19 protein-coding genes are annotated in these 17,084 nt (G+C 37.1%); all 19 read right to left on the reverse strand.

Annotation, left to right across the window (positions count from 1 at the left end; all coding sequences use genetic code 11):
- On the reverse strand, positions 1–483 hold a 483-nt coding region (locus JW794_00650), incomplete at its 3' end, for a hypothetical protein (GenBank protein ID MBN2016637.1).
- Positions 484–538: 55 nt separating this feature from the next.
- Entirely contained in the window at positions 539–1,687 is a 1,149-nt protein-coding gene (locus tag JW794_00655; protein ID MBN2016638.1) for an oligosaccharide repeat unit polymerase, read from the reverse strand.
- A gap of 179 nt (positions 1,688–1,866) precedes the next feature.
- Complete coding sequence (locus JW794_00660) at positions 1,867–3,270, reverse strand: polysaccharide biosynthesis C-terminal domain-containing protein (protein ID MBN2016639.1); 1,404 nt, start codon at positions 3,268–3,270, stop codon at positions 1,867–1,869.
- Positions 3,271–3,311: 41 nt separating this feature from the next.
- Positions 3,312–4,397 (reverse strand): hypothetical protein, encoded by a 1,086-nt coding sequence (locus JW794_00665; protein MBN2016640.1) that lies wholly within the window; start codon positions 4,395–4,397, stop codon positions 3,312–3,314.
- 16 nt (positions 4,398–4,413) lie between these two features.
- Positions 4,414–5,745, reverse strand: coding sequence for an SLBB domain-containing protein (locus JW794_00670; GenBank protein MBN2016641.1), 1,332 nt, complete (start codon positions 5,743–5,745; stop codon positions 4,414–4,416).
- Positions 5,746–5,757: 12 nt separating this feature from the next.
- A complete protein-coding gene (locus JW794_00675) occupies positions 5,758–7,017 on the reverse strand; it encodes an imidazolonepropionase (protein MBN2016642.1) in 1,260 nt (419 codons plus the stop codon).
- The gene (locus JW794_00680) at positions 7,014–7,493 is read right to left on the reverse strand and encodes a 2-C-methyl-D-erythritol 2,4-cyclodiphosphate synthase (protein MBN2016643.1); all 480 of its coding nucleotides are present in this window, start codon (positions 7,491–7,493) and stop codon (positions 7,014–7,016) included. The genes JW794_00675 and JW794_00680 overlap by 4 nt, the downstream gene beginning before the upstream one ends.
- Positions 7,493–8,179 (reverse strand): 2-C-methyl-D-erythritol 4-phosphate cytidylyltransferase, encoded by a 687-nt coding sequence (ispD, locus tag JW794_00685; protein ID MBN2016644.1) that lies wholly within the window; start codon positions 8,177–8,179, stop codon positions 7,493–7,495. Before ispD ends, JW794_00680 begins: the two co-directional genes overlap by 1 nt.
- Entirely contained in the window at positions 8,172–9,110 is a 939-nt protein-coding gene (locus JW794_00690; protein MBN2016645.1) for a bifunctional riboflavin kinase/FAD synthetase, read from the reverse strand. Before JW794_00690 ends, ispD begins: the two co-directional genes overlap by 8 nt.
- A complete protein-coding gene (gene truB, locus JW794_00695; GenBank protein ID MBN2016646.1) occupies positions 9,094–9,813 on the reverse strand; it encodes a tRNA pseudouridine(55) synthase TruB in 720 nt (239 codons plus the stop codon). Before truB ends, JW794_00690 begins: the two co-directional genes overlap by 17 nt.
- A 3-nt stretch (positions 9,814–9,816) precedes the next feature.
- A complete protein-coding gene (locus JW794_00700; GenBank protein MBN2016647.1) occupies positions 9,817–10,791 on the reverse strand; it encodes a bifunctional oligoribonuclease/PAP phosphatase NrnA in 975 nt (324 codons plus the stop codon).
- A complete protein-coding gene (gene rbfA / locus JW794_00705) occupies positions 10,781–11,131 on the reverse strand; it encodes a 30S ribosome-binding factor RbfA (GenBank protein ID MBN2016648.1) in 351 nt (116 codons plus the stop codon). The genes JW794_00700 and rbfA overlap by 11 nt, the downstream gene beginning before the upstream one ends.
- Positions 11,131–11,412 carry a DUF503 domain-containing protein gene (locus JW794_00710; GenBank protein ID MBN2016649.1) on the reverse strand — a complete coding sequence of 94 codons (282 nt, stop codon included), beginning with the start codon at positions 11,410–11,412 and terminating at the stop codon, positions 11,131–11,133. The genes rbfA and JW794_00710 overlap by 1 nt, the downstream gene beginning before the upstream one ends.
- A gap of 3 nt (positions 11,413–11,415) precedes the next feature.
- Complete coding sequence (gene infB / locus JW794_00715; GenBank protein MBN2016650.1) at positions 11,416–13,779, reverse strand: translation initiation factor IF-2; 2,364 nt, start codon at positions 13,777–13,779, stop codon at positions 11,416–11,418.
- A gap of 9 nt (positions 13,780–13,788) precedes the next feature.
- The gene (locus JW794_00720; GenBank protein ID MBN2016651.1) at positions 13,789–14,100 is read right to left on the reverse strand and encodes a 50S ribosomal protein L7ae; all 312 of its coding nucleotides are present in this window, start codon (positions 14,098–14,100) and stop codon (positions 13,789–13,791) included.
- Entirely contained in the window at positions 14,073–14,294 is a 222-nt protein-coding gene (locus JW794_00725) for a YlxR family protein (GenBank protein MBN2016652.1), read from the reverse strand. Before JW794_00725 ends, JW794_00720 begins: the two co-directional genes overlap by 28 nt.
- Positions 14,294–15,529, reverse strand: a complete 1,236-nt coding sequence (gene nusA, locus JW794_00730) for a transcription termination factor NusA (protein ID MBN2016653.1) — start codon at positions 15,527–15,529, stop codon at positions 14,294–14,296. The genes JW794_00725 and nusA overlap by 1 nt, the downstream gene beginning before the upstream one ends.
- An 8-nt stretch (positions 15,530–15,537) precedes the next feature.
- Positions 15,538–16,023 (reverse strand): ribosome maturation factor RimP, encoded by a 486-nt coding sequence (locus JW794_00735; protein MBN2016654.1) that lies wholly within the window; start codon positions 16,021–16,023, stop codon positions 15,538–15,540.
- A gap of 199 nt (positions 16,024–16,222) precedes the next feature.
- Positions 16,223–16,804: a T9SS type A sorting domain-containing protein gene (locus tag JW794_00740; protein ID MBN2016655.1), complete on the reverse strand. Its 582-nt coding sequence runs from the start codon at positions 16,802–16,804 to the stop codon at positions 16,223–16,225.
- Positions 16,805–17,084: the final 280 nt, after the last annotated feature.

Raw genomic sequence — 17,084 nt, forward strand, 5'->3', positions numbered from 1 at the left:
ATTATTTTTTGTATAATCCTTCTGAACATTAATTTCTTGAGGAACGTTCATAATTATGGAGACTTTCTCTCTGTTTTTTCTTCCTTTTATATATTGTATACGCGCTTCATCACAGATAAGTATCTCGTCTGCAAAATACATAAATAAATTATCAATCGATCGAATGAATCCAATCATAAACCGATTTTTCAGTCCAAGAGTATATGCAAAAGAATCACGTATATCATATATGATTCTATACTTATTAAAAGTTTTTAATAACATTGGGATAAATGCTGAATCAAGATTACTTGGTTGTATAATGCATGCTGAGGTATTAAGGATACTTTTTAATAAGAATAAAAACCACCCAAGGATTTTAGTTACTTTGTTCCCAGACTTTGACCTATACGCATGTATATTATCATCAGCGTTCCCATTTCCTGTCCTATCCCAGTATACTACTTCATGTTTGAAGTTGATTTCATTGAGCACAGTGATCATTCTTGGTATACGTGGAGGGATTTGATAATTCAGCGAACGAATAAAAAGAACTTTGTTACTCTGCATTTGTCTTTCTATAATTCAGGAAATACTTGAATATGAAGAGAGAAATAAATATCTCAAAGAAATAGGTGAAACCACCAACAAATTCGTTAAAATAACAATTCATTACAAAGTAAAGCAAAAAGATCACATACAGGAAAACAGATAGCGGTTCATGTGCAACTTTAAGAAATGAGCAATAGATTTTCTTATATAAGAATCCGATAAGACACATGACAAGTAGTGAAACTATCAACCCAAAGTTCATATACAACTCACCGAACATCGTAGGTGTGTACGAAACTGAGAATTTTCTATTCAAACTCCATTTTCCTGGCTCGATAGCGTTTGCAATAATGGGACCTGCACCGGTTGGTTTCCCCGGAAATACACTCCGTGGAATTGGCATAGCAAGGAACGCAAGGTATGTTTTTCCATAAAGATGACTAAACCATTTCGGGTATCGCTCGTAAATACTAATCTGTGTATCCATATGACCAAAATCTTTTGTGAACATATATTTCAGTGTTTCGCCGGTTCTTTCCTGGATGAGATCTCGATTATTCTGGAAGAAATTGTTCATATCTGAAAAATCAGCAGATCGAATTATGCCAAGTGAAAAAATAATAACAATAGCTCCAACCATAAGAATAATTGTATTAGCATTCACAAATTTTTTCTTTTTTATCAACTTAGATGAAACAAATATTGTTGCAAACAATAGTATTAATCGTAATCGTGTTGCCGAAATCAGAAGGAACGCTGATCCTAAAATAAGAGGTGGAAGAAGAACCCATAAATTGAGTTTCTTTTTTTTCGAATAATAATATACAAAAACTCCATAAGCACATACAATCATAAGATTAGCAAGAAGTGAATAATAACCAGTACCAGAACGGAGAAGTATTCTCGATGAAATATACTGAAAATATAACGTTAAATAATCAAGGTTTTTATACAACAGAACAATACCTGTAATACCAAGTAAGAAGAGAAGCAAAAGATAAATTGGTGATATATCTTTTTTGGTTTGTTCAAATTTGGGAGACAGGATACGCATAATTCCGGTAATACTCTTATTCCCTATGAGTTTATAGCCGGCAATAAGTGAGTACAAACCCAGGTTAGCAAAAATTAACGCTTTCAATAAAACCGGATCCATCTCTAATGGGAAAAAATGATGGCCTCGATAAAAGTTAGTCAATGTAAATACAATAGGAGAGATATTAAAAGAAAAAATGTGAGGAATAAGCACGAATATCAATGGATTGACAGGACGCTGATGCGCCTCTCTAATTAAAAGAGTGATATTAATGCCGAGAAAAAGTAACGATAACAATATTATATACGTTTGCATATTTTCTTTATTGAGACATACTTCAGCGCAATATAAGACATTATTATCAATAGACTGAAGACTACAAAATTTACGACAATGTTCATATATTCATTATCAATGAAGATAAATTTTTGAATTGCAAACGAGAGAATGAGAGAAATAAGTAATACAACAACGATTTCCTTATAAATAAATATTTCTCTGATTTTTTTATTGCATACTTTCCCGACTTTACGAAAATACAATATGTCCATAAATACCGTTACTGTAAGAGTAGTAATTGGAGCAAAATATATCGAAATAAATCGGACAAGAATATATGTTAAAATTACATTTATAATTGCAGCAATCATACCTATCTTGAAATAATACCCCTGTTCGTCAGTTGCCATTAGTATTCCAGAAAATATATATACTCTTAGCGGAATGAAGAAAAGGTAAAGAAGAAATATTCCTGTGCTTTTTATATAATATTCTGAAAAAAGTAATACCATCACGTCTTTACTTCTAAATACAAAAAAAGAAAAAACAGGTAAAAGAATAAGCATGCATTTTTGCGATACCCTTTTCCAGAGTTGTGCGGTTTTATCTAATTTGCCTTCTGCAAAATACTGAGAAAGAGTGGGTGTGATTGAAATGAAAATTGCTCCATTAATAATACCTATTACAGGTATTTCAAAAGCACCATTTGAAAAAATAGCAAACGTGGCATTATCCTTGAGTAAGGATACTATGATTTTATCACTTTGTAAAAAAACAGCTCCAGCAAGAGAAGCAAACCAAACAGTAGCCGAGAATCTGAAATGTTTTTTTAGCGAAATATCGAGATTATATGATTTTTTTATTTGAAATCCCACAATAATAAGAAAACATATTAGTACAATTGATAAGTAAATTATTGATAAATTGAAAGTTAGAACTGTATTATTTGTTGCTAATAAAAGTAAGCCTGGAACAAGAAATAAACCTCCTTTCAAAAAGAATGAAAATAGACCTGAAAGGATCGGGTGATTGACAACCATAAATGAACTTTCAGCCATATTGAGGTATACCAGGAGTATAAAGACTACGAGTAGGCCAAGATATGATAACTTACCAATAAACACTAATACACATATGCTAATAATGAGGATTCCTACTAAAACAGGACTAATGGAAATTATACTTCTTGAGATAAGATCTTTATTATACGGAATATCGTTATTCTTACTATATTTTAGGATAGAGTTAGGAAATCCCAGGGTCATGAGCTTAGAAAAGAAAAGGAAATAAACAAGCAACTTTCTAAATAATCCATAAACGCCCGGTTCAATATTTCTTGAGAGAATGACAGTTATGGCTAATACAGTTACATTAGTAAGTATCTTGAATAGTGAAAGAGTGCTTATCTTACCATAGGTTTTCATTATTGTTGCGAAATGATCAGATATCTATTTAAAAGACAGAATTAAAAGCGTTCTTTGATAATAATATAGATAATCGAAAAGAGAAATGCTGCGAAAGAATATGTTAAAACCATTACTGCACGTCGCGGTTTATCTCGTCTATCCGGTCTCATCGCTTTGTCTAACACATGGAAAGTGGGCACATCTTTGGCCTCTTCGATCTTTGCCTTTTCATATTGTGGACCAAGGAACTCAAGCATCTGCTTGTAATACTCGACCTTCCACTGTTTCTCAGCATATTCTTTCTCTAACTGAGGAATTGCATCCATATCAAGAAAAAGGGATTCAACATTAACAGCGTAGAACTCATCATATTGCTGTTTTAAAAGATTAATTCTAGATTTCAGCGTGATTAACTCTAAACTTGTTTCATCGTACAAATCTTTTTTTAGCCCATACTCAATTTCTGATTCTTTTATTGTAGCCTGGATTTCAGCTGCTTGTAGTATTGCTGATGATACTTGATCAGGAAGACTGATTATATTATTCTTTTCTTTAAACGATGTAAATTCCACAGTTGCTTTTCTTAAGCTATCTTCCATCAGAAGGAGCTGTTCACGCACAAATTCTCTATTAAATTTCGCCCTGTTAATGGTGAGATGAATATTGAGATCATCAACAAAATTAGATGCAAAATTAGCCATATTTGCAACCTGTTCTTGATCTCGTGATAGTATAGAAAAAGCAATTTGGTTTTCCTCCATTGCACTTATATAGATATTACTCCTCAGCTTCTGGAGTGTCTTATCAAGACCTTTTGTATTATATCTAGATTCAAAGTCGAATTGATCATTTAAGGCGAGGAGTAATGAGCGGCTTTTGAAGAGTGCTAGCAATCTCATTTGATTGTCATTTCCACCAAATATATTCCCAAAGCCCATTAGATAAGCATTTGCTGCAAGTCCACCCATATCTCCCCCTTCGCTTTGTTCAGGAAGTATAACAACAGTTGCTTTGTACCATTTGGGTAGTATAAGACTTATACCTGCAGTAATGATAGCAACAATGAGAACGAAAAGAATAACAAATTTTCTGTGTTTCCAGAGAATGTGAAAAAAATCTTTGATATTTGAATCTTGTGCTTCCATAAATCCTCTACATTATTTACTTCACGGCATTCTGCACAACAATGATAACCGTTGCAATCTGTGCAGCAATACTCATGATATCTTTTGTAAGTTGCCAATAATCAACATCCGGTTTCTCCGGGATGAAAATCATATCACCAAGCTCTATTGGAGTCGTTTCTTTCGGTTTCAGCCATTCACCTGAGTTTGCCTTAATAACACGGATTTTCCCTTTTCGAGCTTGCCACGCAAATCCACCAGCTTTATCAATATAATATTGATAATTTTCACCTGGGATATAGGTAACCAATCCAGGATTTTTCACCTGACCTGACACGGTAACTGTCACTGTTCTATCCGGAATGTAAATAAAATCCCCTGTCTTAAGCAAGAAGTTATACTCAGGATCATTTTCAAACCACAATTTATTGAAGTCAGTGGCAAACTTCCCCCTTTTCTCTCGTGACTTTGTTTTGAAATATTCATATTCAAGCGTGGTCATGTCTTCAACTAACATATTCTTAAGACGTTCAAATTCAGTATCGATAACATCTTCACTGCTCTTTCTTTGCACATATGCATTTTGGAGATCAGCTTTTTCAGTAGGACCTCCACTCTGAACTAAAATATCATATAATGTCGTAACTCCATTTTCGATAGCATATCCGCCTGGATACACAACCTCGCCACTTACTGTGACACCTTCACGCCTGTGAAATTCAGGTATTGCTCTTACATAGATACGATCATCATTTCTCAAAAGAATATTCTGAGCACTTGCAGGATCGTTTAATATCTTATTACAATTTACGAAAACCTTTTCTGTATTTGATGAATTGTTAATGAATCTAACAACCTCGACAGAATCCAGATATGCATCATCAGAAAAACCCATTGAAAGCATAATGATATCCAAGAGGTGATCGTTATTAACGAGCTCAAATTCACCCCCATTATTAATTGAACCTGATATAAATACTTTTTCCTGGATTGCTGGAACAACTATGAGATCCCCATCAGTAATATATGGATTATGTTTTTCATCTCCATACCTAAGAAATCGCTCAATATCAATTATGATAGTGCCTTTTTTATTTTGAAGACTAATGTTTCTCGTGGATGAATTTTCAAGAGGACTAAAATGGGGGTTTCCATATTCATCGATATACGTGTTTGCACGCTTGATGGCATCGAATACTCTTTGGTCTGCAGAAAGCACGTATGTTCCCGGATAACGAACATTTCCAACAACTGATACATTGTATTGGATCATATCGAAAGATGCTTGTGGAATTGTTGACTTGGACTGGGCTAACAAAATTGCAGGAATCATGCAAATCATGATCAATAATAAAATTTTTCTTCTCATTATAGTATCCATCTAATTATTTAAAATTATACCTTTTTTTATTACTGTTACAACTGAACTGCTTCCAAGGTGATAAGGTAAATACTGGTAACTCGGTATGTCCAGAATTATTATATCAGCTTGTTTACCAATCTCAATTGAACCAATAATATCACCTCTCTCAAGAGAAAAAGCAGCATTTATCGTAATCGCATTGATTGTTTCTGAGGGAAGCATTTTCATCTGAAGACAGGCTATACTTGTAACAAGCTGTTGAGAGTCGCAGTTGCATGAACCAGGATTAAAATCGGTCGAAAGTGTTATTGGTAAACCAGCTTCGATCATCTTTCTGGCAGGAGCATAATGGGATAATCCAAGACTGAAGGTTGTTGCAGGAAGAAGAATTGGAATCACACGTGCTTCTTTCAACCTTTGTATACCTTTGTCAGAAATAGCTACGAGATGATCTGCACTTACAGCATTCACTTCAGCTGCCAGTTCAGCACCGCCAATCGGTTCGAGTTCATCAGCATGGAACCTGACCTTGAATCCCAGTTCTTTTGCTTTTTTGAGAACTCTTCTGGATTCATCGACTGTAAAAACATGCTCTTCACAAAAGATATCACAATACTCTGCAAGATTCTGCTCTTTTACCGCTGGTAACATTTCATTGATGAGAATATCGAGATATGCTTCATGATCATCTTTGTACTCGTCAGGATATTCGTGAGCTCCCAGAAATGTCGGAATAATCTCCATTGCAGAAAGTTCATTTATCTTTTGAATTGCCTTAAGCATTTTAATTTCTGATTCTGTGGTGAGACCATAGCCGCTTTTAGCTTCAATCGTTGTGGTTCCCATAGAAAGCATTTTATTTATACGTTTCAATCCGAGTTCAACAAGCTCATCCATCGATGCATTTCTCACATCATGAATGCTTGCACGGATACCACCGCCAGTTTGGGAAATTGCCTTATAAGACTTTCCCTGCAAACGCATCTCAAATTCGTTTTCACGCGTCTTAACAAAGATAGGATGTGTATGAGGATCGATGAAACCGGGCATAACAACTTTACCGGAAGCATTGAGAATTCTATCTGCAGTGAATGATCGTTCTGCTTCGTTGCTTGATCCAAAGAAGACAATTATTCCATCTTTAACACCAACCGCCCCATCCTCGATCAACCCTATGTCTTGAAGATCAGAACCAACTTTGGGAATAGGTGAAGCAGCTGTTACAAGCTGACTTGCTTGTGTAATGAGTATATCTAATTTTTCTGTTTTTCTAATCATGTATTTGATTCTTCTATCAAACATACAGCGAAAACCTTTATGCCATCGCTGTTTCCCACGAATCCCATTCCTTCTTCACGAGTAGCTTTTATCGAGATTTGTGCGCTTTCTATGTCAAGTTTGGCAGCGATAATCTCCTTCATTTCAGGAAGATAAGGTGCTAGTTTTGGTTTTTCAAGAACAATGGTTGAGTCTATATTCACAATTTTATAACCTGATTCCTGAAGAAGATGCTTGGTTTTTTTAAGCAGGATAATACTTGAAATTTTTTTGTAAGCCTGATCAGTATCTGGAAAATGCATTCCAATATCCCCAAGATTTGCCGCACCAAGAAGACTGTCTATGATCGCATGAATAAGTGCATCTGCGTCGGAATGACCTAACAGACCTTTCTCATTGGGAATATGTACTCCTCCAAGGATAAGTTCTCTACCTTTGACTAATTGATGAACATCATATCCGAATCCGATCTTCATCACACCTCCTTAATGAGTAATTCAGCCAAGATCAGATCGAAGGGATCAGTGATTTTAATATTTAAGGAAGTTCCCTTGAGAATATAGACAGGCTGCCCCATTTTCTCTATCAATTCAGCATCGTCCCGTACTGAGATATCTTCTTCTTTCGCTAATCTGTGCGCTTTCTTTATTTCAGCAAATGTAAATGTCTGGGGTGTGTAAATTTCCCAGAGCAAATCCCTGTCTAACGTCCTAATCACTTTGCTGTCTTTGACTTCTTTGATCGTATTTTTTACAGGATGGGCTAGGGTAACAGCACCATGTTGCTTTGCCAGGTCGATGCTTTCGAGGATTTCTGAAATTTTCACAAAAGGGCGGACACTGTCATGGATTGATACGATCTCTGTGTTATCATCAAGAATTTGGAGAGCATTATATACTGAATCCTGCCGTCTTTTTCCACCAGCTATGATTGAAATTACCTTATCATCATAATCATAGAATGTAAAAAGCAACTCTTGTAAAAAATCAATATCTGAAACTGGGCAGGTAATGATAATTTGTTCAAAAACCTGCGCTTTCACAAACGTCTCAAGCGTATGCAGAATGATTGGTTTGTCCCCAATTTCAATAAACTGCTTCTTCTTAGGGGAGTTCATTCTTCGACCGCTCCCAGCAGCAGTAAGGATAGCACAATTACTCATGGTTCATACTCCCAATTATGTTACGAGCGAATAACTCGTCTTTTTTAATCTGAGCTACCAGCGCATCGATTGACTCAAAGGCACGTTCATTTCTGATCTTCTGTACAAATAATACCTCAAAATCCTCTTCGTATATATGATCATTAAAATCTAAGATATGCGTTTCGAGACTTTTCTGTCGATTATTTTTATCGATCGTGGGTCGTGTGCCCACATTTGTAAGTCCCCAATACATCTTATTTTCGTATTTGATACGACTCAGATAGACACCAATTGCGGGAAACAACTTACGGATTTCACAAGGTTTCAGATTGATCGTGGGATATCCGTACTCTCTTCCGATCTGGTTGCCTTTTTCAACAGTTCCCATGATGCAGTATTCTCGACCAAGCATTTTGTTTGCTTTTTGGATATTACCTTCACTCAGATATTTCCTTATCGCAGTACTTGATACGATCTCGTTATCAATGAAGACCTCATCAACCATTTCGACACGATAACAAGAATCAGGTTCAAGCTCTTTTAGTAAATGATAATCTCCTGCACGACCTTTTCCAAAATGCCAGTCATACCCCACAATTATCTTTTTAGCACCAATCCCTTTACAGAGATGATCTCTGATAAATTCTGCAGGGCTCAAATGCGCAAGATTGATATCGAAATCCAGCCAGAGCACATAATCGATCCCATACTCTTTAAGGAACTGTTCCTTTTTCACCTTTTCTGTGAGAAGGAAAGGATACACTTTTTTCTTTAATATCTCAATCGGATGTGGATGATAGGTAATAACAACAGAAACGCCATTCAACGCTTTTGTGCGCTCAATCACTCTTTCCAAAAGCACTTTATGCCCAACATGAACCCCGTCAAAGGTTCCAATCGTAACAACTGGATTGATTAAGTGCTTCTTAATCTTATGCAGATTTTTCATAAGTAAAGTGCTGAACCCGGTTAATGAAATTTTCAACAGGTCTGATGAACATTTCAATATTTTGATCGGTAAGATCATTGAGATTTATTGCTTCTTCCAGTGTGAATGGACCAATAGAATCCCTTCTTAGTTCAGTAAGATGTCCAACTGTATTCAATTTATTCGCAATATCTTCACCTAATGATCGTATATATGTTCCTTTCGAGACTGATGTATTAAACTCAAGATATGGCTTATGATATGATCTAAATGTTAGTGAATGAATTACTACTTTTCGAGGTTCAACTTCTATTGATATCCCTTTTCTTGCAGTTTTGTATAACCGCACTCCGTTCTTTTTTATCGCTGAAAACTGAGGAGGAATTTGATCGATCTCACCAATAAATGAAGAAAACACGGTTTGTACATTTTGTTCAACAGAATAGGGTACAGGTTTTGTTTCGATTATTTTTCCTTCACGATCTCCGGTATCTGTCTTGTCTCCCAATTTCAAAACCGTAGTGTATGTTTTATCAAGTTGAGAAAATGTATTGATGTGTCGGGTAGCTTCTCGGCTTATACATACAATAAGTAATCCAGTTGCAAAAGGATCTAACGTGCCTGCATGGCCTATTTTTTTAATCTTTGTTATCGATCTCAGCGTCCTGATCACATCAAATGATGTAATACCTTCAGGTTTGTTGAGCAATATAACACCGTTCATGACTTATGTGAGAACTGTCAGCAATTCAGACTTCAAATCCTCTATTGTCATTTTTGCTCTGAAACCTGATGCCAGAAGGTGTCCTCCACCTCCAAAATGTTCTGCAATCTTCTGTACATCTCTGTGCTCTGACCTCAAAGACACACGAAATGTATTTTTCCCGGTTTCGCGAATGTATATAACAATCTCTCTCCCATTCGTTGGCTTAACATCCTTTGAGAATCCCTCAGTTACTTCGACAGAAAGCCCACAGTCTTTCAGCATTCTCTGAGTTGTTGTGTACATCACTATTTTCCCATCGTTATATTCTTCAATACTGCTTAAAGTCTCACCGAGAAGCTTCAACTCCTGGGTAATCCTGTTTTCAAATAATTTTTTATATGCCAGATTATTATCAGCACCATACCTTACGAGCTCAGAACATACTTCAAAGGTTCTGGATGAAACATTTTTGTTAGCGAAATTATTTGTATCGAAGATGATACCAGCATATAAAGCAAGGGCTACTTTTTGCTGAATATCTGAGGGAAACTTGGTAAGATCATCTTCAATGATATCATACACAATTTCGCAGGTAGAGGATGCAGTATCATCGACATATGAGATACTTCTTGCAATCTTCTCGGGCTTCTTATGATGGTCAATTCTGATGATCTGGTTACCCGATGTGAGTAATGGAATCAACCGTTTGCCGATCCGGTCGATTTCATTGTAATCAATCATAATGACAAGAGTATCTTTTTCAATCGAATCGATTTCAGTATAGACTTTGCTTTCGAAATGAAGGAATTCACAATTGGTCGGTGGTTTATCATGGTTGATTATTTTCACATGCTTGCCAAACCATTCAAGATATAAGCTTAGAGCAACTTCAGCCCCAACACCATCTCCATCTGAGTTTTCGTGCGTGGTTAGAATAAAAGAATCATGACTTCCAATTAACTTCGAAAAGGTCTCTTTAAATTCGTTAAGATTCATATCTGTATCTGTCTTTCTCAATGACACCTTCTACAATTTGTGCTCGTTGTTCATTGGTATCGAACTTGAAGTGTAACCGAGGTGTATATCGAAGATTTATCGAATCTGCCAACCTCTTTCTTATAACGTTTGATGTCTTATTCAAGCCATCAAGAGCTTCAAGTTTTTTACTCTCATCTGGTAAAGAAAAATACACTGTGGCATCCCTCATATCAGGAGAGACGATCACATATTCAATATTCACTTCCTGAACGCGACTGTCATGAAGTTCATAATGCACAATATTTAAAATATTCTGAAAAAGCAATTTGTTAAGACGTTCGATTCTATGTTGCTGCATCAATAGTAATCCTGAACTCCAAGTATTTGCACTTCGGGATAAATGTTCTCAATAAATGAAATAATCTCATGATGCGTTTTTTCTACGATGATAAGGTCGTTTGAAAGGACCGAAATGCCAATTCCGGCAGATTGCCATTTATCAAGTCCATCGATCTCTGCAATAGATGCATTGTAATGATTTCTAACTTTTTTTATAATACTCTGAACAATACTTCGCTTATTTTTGAGCGAATGTGATGTCGGAAGATAAAGATTCACAATAACGCTTTTTACAGGCATTGTCTAAATTTCTAATTTTTTCTTTTCCTCAACTTTAATATATGCTTCGATTACATCGCCTACCTTGATATCATTATAATCAACAATGGAAATTCCGCATTCCTGTCCCTCGGTAGCTTCTTTGACCTCATTCTTGAATCGTCTTAGACTTTCAATTGATCCTTCATAAACTTTGATATCATCGTGGAAAAGTCTTGCAAGTGCTGTACTTGTAATCTTGCCTTTTGTAACCATGCAGCCGGCAATTGTTCCGATTTTAGAAATTTTAAATATTTCTTTAACTTCTGCAGTTCCGAGATGTTCTTCACGGATCGTGGGAGCGAGCATTCCTTCGAGTGATTTCTTCACTTCATCGATTGCTTCGTAAATGATATCATAGAGACGAATCTCTACCTGGTTTGCTTCAGCAGCATTACGAGCTTCTGCGTTTGGTCGTACATGGAAACCGATGATGATCGCCTTTGATGCAGTTGCAAGATCGATATCAGCTTCAACAATACCACCCACACCACGATGAACAACATTTACACCGACCTCTTCATTCCTGATCTTCTGCAAAGCATCACACACAGCTTCAACCGAACCGTCAGTATCACCTTTTACGATGAGATTAAGCGATGTGATCTCACTCTCCTGGATCTTATCAAAGATATTATCGAGGGTAACACCCTTTCCTGTTGCGATCTGACGCTGTCTTATCACCTGCTGCCGTTTAGCACAAATATCCTTTGCTTTACGTTCATCATCCACAACATTTAACGTATCTCCCGCTTGAGGTACGCCATTCAGTCCAAGAATCTGTACAACCCCTGAAGGTGGACATTCGGTAACTTCATTCTGCCTTTCGTCCAACATAAGACGGACACGTCCGTACTGTGCTCCGCAGATAATAATGTCTCCCGGTTTGAGAACTCCATTACGTATCAGTACTGTTGCGAGAGGTCCTTTTCCTCTATCGAGTTTTGCTTCTATTACTGTACCTTCTGCATTCTGGTCATAATTGGCATTGAGTTCTTCAACTTCAGAAACGAGCAATATTGTCTCAAGAAGTTCTTCGATACCCTCACCTGTTTTTGCTGAACAATCCACAGACTCGATCTCTCCGCCCCATCCCTGTAGACGAATATTCTTCTGGGAAAGTTGTACTTTCACTTTTTCAGGATCAGCAGTTGGTTTATCGATCTTGTTCACTGCAAAGATCAGTGGAATTTCCGCGGCTTTTGCATGATCGATCGCTTCCATCGTCTGAGGCATAACGCCATCATCAGCAGCAACAACAATAACAGCAATATCTGTGATATCTGCACCCCTTGCTCTCATAGCGGTGAATGCTTCGTGACCAGGCGTATCGATAAATGTAATTTTCTTTCCTTTGAATTCGACCTGATAAGCACCAATATGCTGCGTAATCCCACCAGCTTCACCAGCTATTACATTAGCCTCTCTGATATAATCGAGTATCGAGGTCTTCCCATGATCGACATGACCCATAACAACAACGATAGGTGGTCTTTCCGTCAAATCAGCTTCGGTAACTTCTTCCTGATCGATTTCAAGGATTTCTTTTCCATATTGATCTTCGAATTCTACATCAAAATCAAATTCATCGCAGATCATAACAAGTGATTCATTATCCAAACGTTGGTTGATAGTAACCATTTTACCCAATTCCATAAATTTTGCAACGATAGCTGTTGGATTCTTATCCATAATCTTTGCAAGCTCGGATACGGATGTAAATTCACTAATAATGATCTTCTGATGTTCTTCTTCGACCTCAATTTTCTCTTTTTTATATTTTTTACGTTTTGGATCTTTTGTTAAGGTTGCTTTTATATTACCTTTTATCTTCTGTTGATCGAAGAATTTCTTCTGTTTCTCTTCAAGGATTTTTTGTTTCTTGTCTCTATAAGCTTTTTCTTCTTTATGCTTCTCTTTTTCCTTATCCTTATGAGAAGTTGTTACAGGCTTTTCAGCAGCTTTTTCCTTCTTCTCAACCGTTTTTTCAACTGCTTTTTCTCTTTTGGGCTGTTTGGAGGTAGGATACTTTGGTTTTACTCTTGGTGCTTCGGATTTTTTCTTTGGCTCAGTCTTCTCTTCAGGCTTAGCTTTCTTCTCTTCCTCTTTTTTAATTTTATCAAGGCGTTTTTGTCTCTGCTCCTGCTGATAGTTTTTACGTTGCTTTTGTCGTGCCTTTGCAGCTTCCATTTGATCCTGGAACATCTGCTTGACTTGAGTTACCGTATCATCTTCAAGGTAACTCATATGGCTTTTCACCTTCACCTTCAGACTTTTCAAGATCGAGATCAGCGCTTGAGGTGAGATCTTGAGTTCGCGAGCCAGTTCATACACTCTAATTTGATCCATAGATATCCTTTAATTTACTAAAATCTCATTGATACCCTTTGTGAAGTTTTTATCGATAACTGCCACAAGGGTCAATTTTTGCCGCCCAAATATATCTCCTAATTCATTATCATCAAATAGATGGGATACGATAATGCCTTTTGCCAAGCAATCCTTCGCACGTTTTCTCATGAAATTATTATCCTTCTTACCTGCAAAGATTAGTGTTGTCTCTTTTTTATTAATAGCTTTCTCAACTGCTATCCTACCCATCGCTACAGCTTTTGCCTTTCGGGCTATCCGGAGCAGGTTCGCTACTTTTTCTTTGCTTTCTTTATCCATGAGCTCAGTGACGCTTTGCACTTCTCCTTATCACAAAAGTAGTATCCTCTTCCTTCAAGATTTTTTTTTTCATCAAAGAGGATCTTACCATCTTGTATTACAAATCTATGCATCGAGGACTGCGAAGTTTTCTCTTTGCAAATCACACACGTTCGAAAAGGTACATGACTTTTTTTCGAAGCTTTATTCGGCATTAAAAATATTTTGCTGATTCTTTGATCTTCTCAGCAGTTTTGACACCCACACCTTCAATCTGTGTCAATTCCTCGATGGTTGCAAGGTGGATGTCCTGCACTGATGTATAACCAGCTTCATGAAGGATTCGTCCAACTTTCTCGGTCACACCATCCAGATCAAAGATAGGACTGGTAATACGCCTTTCATTTGCAGCGATCTCTTCATATTCTTCTTCGAGAAGCACATCGAGTTTGTAATTGGTCAGTTTTGCAGCAAGCTTGATATTCTTACCACCCTTTCCAATTGCAATATTTTTGCTATCTTCATCTACAATGATCTGGGCAAACCTACCTTTATCTGCAAGATAGACTCTCTTTACCAGTTCAGGACCAACAGCATTTCTGATGAAATCTTCACAGTTATCGCTCCATAAGACAATATCGACCTGCTCGCCGTGCAATTCCTTGCGGATTTCTTCTATACGGATTCCTTTTGGTCCGATACAGCTTCCATAAGGATCGACATTCTCGTCATTACTGGTAACGGCAACTTTGGTTCTGAAACCCGGTTCTCGAACGATCTTCTTAATTGAAACGATACCGTCAGCGATTTCAGGTATTTCATTTTCAAAAAGTTTTATAATGAATTCAGGACGTTTTCGGGAAAGGATGACTCTTACACCGCTTTTTGACTGACGAATGCTTGCAACATACGCTTTTAGAAAGTCATTGGCTTTATAGAATTCAGTTTCAACCTGTTCTTCGGTGGGAAGGAGTGCATCAGTAAATCCGATGTCGATAATATAGCCGTTATACTCAACTTTCTTAACTGCACCTGAGATGATCTCCCCTTTTTGCTTTTCATAGTCGACCTTGATCTTCTCGGTTTCAGATTCTCTGAATCTATTGATGATCGCCTGACGTGCAGACTGGATCGTCTTACGTCCAAAATCGGATACGGGTATCGTCAATCCGATCACATCCCCTATTTCAGCTTCGGGATCGATTTTCTGGGCTTCTTCAAGTACGATCTCATCGAGATAGCCTGTTGGTTCTTCGACAACTACTGCATCAAATTTAGCGATAACTTCGCTCTCATCAAAATTGATCTCAACCGTGAGTTCAGTTTCTTCAGATAATTTCTTCTGCAGGGTGGATTCAAGACTCTCTTTGATGATCACAGCAATCTTCTCTCTGTCGATCTGTTTCAAACGCGAAAATTCTTCAATTATAGAAATTAAATTAAATGCCATAATTGCCTCTATGTCTTTTTTGTTTTTGATGAAGAGTCTGGCCATTGGAAGACAGTCTTTGCTTTCTGAACTGCATCCAAATTGACCATAACCTCTTCGTTTATCTCGGTTTCGAGTAAAAGCATATTATCCTGAAATGACACCAATGTACCTCGTACTGTGATAGACTTTTTTTCGTCATCCTCAAACGTAATCTTTACAAACTCGCCAACTGCTCCAGAAAAATGTTCGGATGTATGAAGAGGACGATCAAGACCAGGGGAAGAAACCTCGAGGAAATATCGTGTTTCGATCACATCATTCATATCAAGGTCATCGCCAAGTTTTCTGCTGAACAATTCGCAGTCATCCAGGGAAACGCCGCCTGGTTTTGTGATATACACGACCAGATCGTGTGCATACTTCTTCTTTCTCAGTTTCCAGTCATAAATCTGAAAACCTGTTTCATCGCAAATTCGATCGATACTTTTCTTTACGTTACTTTTATCTATCATACTATCAAAATTGAATACAAAAAATGCTGGTTGGGAGAACCAGCGAAAAACTGCAGCAAATTTGTTTATAAATTAGAATGGTCGGTTTTCTTGTCAAATATTATATAAATATCTTACTATTAATGAATTATTAAAATTATTTAACAAAAAAAATGCCCCCAATATTTCTATTGGGGGTCATGAAAAATTAATCGATTCGTTACTTCATCAACATCATTTTTCGGACACTATTTTCAGCACCATCAAATCGATAAAAATATACACCGCTCGAAACCTCATCACCATATTGATCTGTTCCATCCCATATAAGAGTTCCCGATTGATCGAGTAATGGAAAACGTCTGACCAATCTACCTTTGATATCAAATATCTCGAGTGTTAAGGATCGATTTGCAGCAGGGATCGAATATGCTATCGATGTCTCGGTTTGGAAAGGATTAGGATGATTTCGTAACAATATCATATCTGACTGATTGGGTGGATCGACACTTACAGGCGGTATTTTCATAAAGGAGTAATATCGCGACATCAAAGCTGCTTTAGTATTGTCACCGGTACCATCGATTATTGAACCAAATAGGACCGAGCTCATCATAGCTCTGTATGACCCATCCGGTCCATCCCAGTAGGTTACGCGTCCTATGCCGTCCTGCGACTGAACACAAACTCCTGCTGATGCTGCACCGAGTTCATCTACGCCATAGTCAGATTCTGTTGCATATTGATAATTTACATCTATTGGATCAGCAAAACTGCCGGGAGTTCCAGATAAAGATTGCACATTGAAATATTCACCATCACCAATAAAATTGTTTCCAAAATAATTAAAAAGATCTGTTCCTTGCAGGTTTAATGCAACATCAATACCCTCAATATAAACAGATTTTCCTGATTCGATATAATCGATGATCTGCTGCTGTTCTGTTGGACCAACCTGGCCCGGAGGAGTAGTTCCTCAGCCAAAACACCAATGTCCCAATGTAATGAACAGCATATCGTAATCCTGAAGATTTGTGGGAAGATAGCTGAGTACCGTATAGGATAAGGGGATTGTATTCAAT

The organism is Candidatus Cloacimonadota bacterium (assembly GCA_016932035.1).
Classification (GTDB): domain Bacteria; phylum Cloacimonadota; class Cloacimonadia; order JGIOTU-2; family JGIOTU-2; genus Celaenobacter.

Excerpts from the sequence above, each read along its gene's own strand:
- JW794_00665 (MBN2016640.1), bottom strand. The coding sequence starts at position 4,397 with ATGGAAGCACAAGATTCAAATATCAAAGATTTTTTTCACATTCTCTGG.
- rbfA (MBN2016648.1), bottom strand. The coding sequence starts at position 11,131 with ATGCAGCAACATAGAATCGAACGTCTTAACAAATTGCTTTTTCAGAAT.
- truB (MBN2016646.1), bottom strand. The coding sequence starts at position 9,813 with ATGAACGGTGTTATATTGCTCAACAAACCTGAAGGTATTACATCATTT.
- JW794_00680 (MBN2016643.1), bottom strand. The coding sequence starts at position 7,493 with ATGAAGATCGGATTCGGATATGATGTTCATCAATTAGTCAAAGGTAGA.
- JW794_00670 (MBN2016641.1), bottom strand. The coding sequence starts at position 5,745 with ATGAGAAGAAAAATTTTATTATTGATCATGATTTGCATGATTCCTGCA.
- JW794_00690 (MBN2016645.1), bottom strand. The coding sequence starts at position 9,110 with ATGAAAAATCTGCATAAGATTAAGAAGCACTTAATCAATCCAGTTGTT.
- ispD (MBN2016644.1), bottom strand. The coding sequence starts at position 8,179 with ATGAGTAATTGTGCTATCCTTACTGCTGCTGGGAGCGGTCGAAGAATG.
- JW794_00720 (MBN2016651.1), bottom strand. The coding sequence starts at position 14,100 with ATGGATAAAGAAAGCAAAGAAAAAGTAGCGAACCTGCTCCGGATAGCC.
- JW794_00725 (MBN2016652.1), bottom strand. The coding sequence starts at position 14,294 with ATGCCGAATAAAGCTTCGAAAAAAAGTCATGTACCTTTTCGAACGTGT.
- JW794_00655 (MBN2016638.1), bottom strand. The coding sequence starts at position 1,687 with ATGGATCCGGTTTTATTGAAAGCGTTAATTTTTGCTAACCTGGGTTTG.
- JW794_00700 (MBN2016647.1), bottom strand. The coding sequence starts at position 10,791 with ATGAATCTTAACGAATTTAAAGAGACCTTTTCGAAGTTAATTGGAAGT.
- JW794_00710 (MBN2016649.1), bottom strand. The coding sequence starts at position 11,412 with ATGCCTGTAAAAAGCGTTATTGTGAATCTTTATCTTCCGACATCACAT.
- JW794_00660 (MBN2016639.1), bottom strand. The coding sequence starts at position 3,270 with ATGAAAACCTATGGTAAGATAAGCACTCTTTCACTATTCAAGATACTT.
- JW794_00675 (MBN2016642.1), bottom strand. The coding sequence starts at position 7,017 with ATGATTAGAAAAACAGAAAAATTAGATATACTCATTACACAAGCAAGT.
- nusA (MBN2016653.1), bottom strand. The coding sequence starts at position 15,529 with ATGGCATTTAATTTAATTTCTATAATTGAAGAATTTTCGCGTTTGAAA.
- JW794_00735 (MBN2016654.1), bottom strand. The coding sequence starts at position 16,023 with ATGATAGATAAAAGTAACGTAAAGAAAAGTATCGATCGAATTTGCGAT.
- infB (MBN2016650.1), bottom strand. The coding sequence starts at position 13,779 with ATGGATCAAATTAGAGTGTATGAACTGGCTCGCGAACTCAAGATCTCA.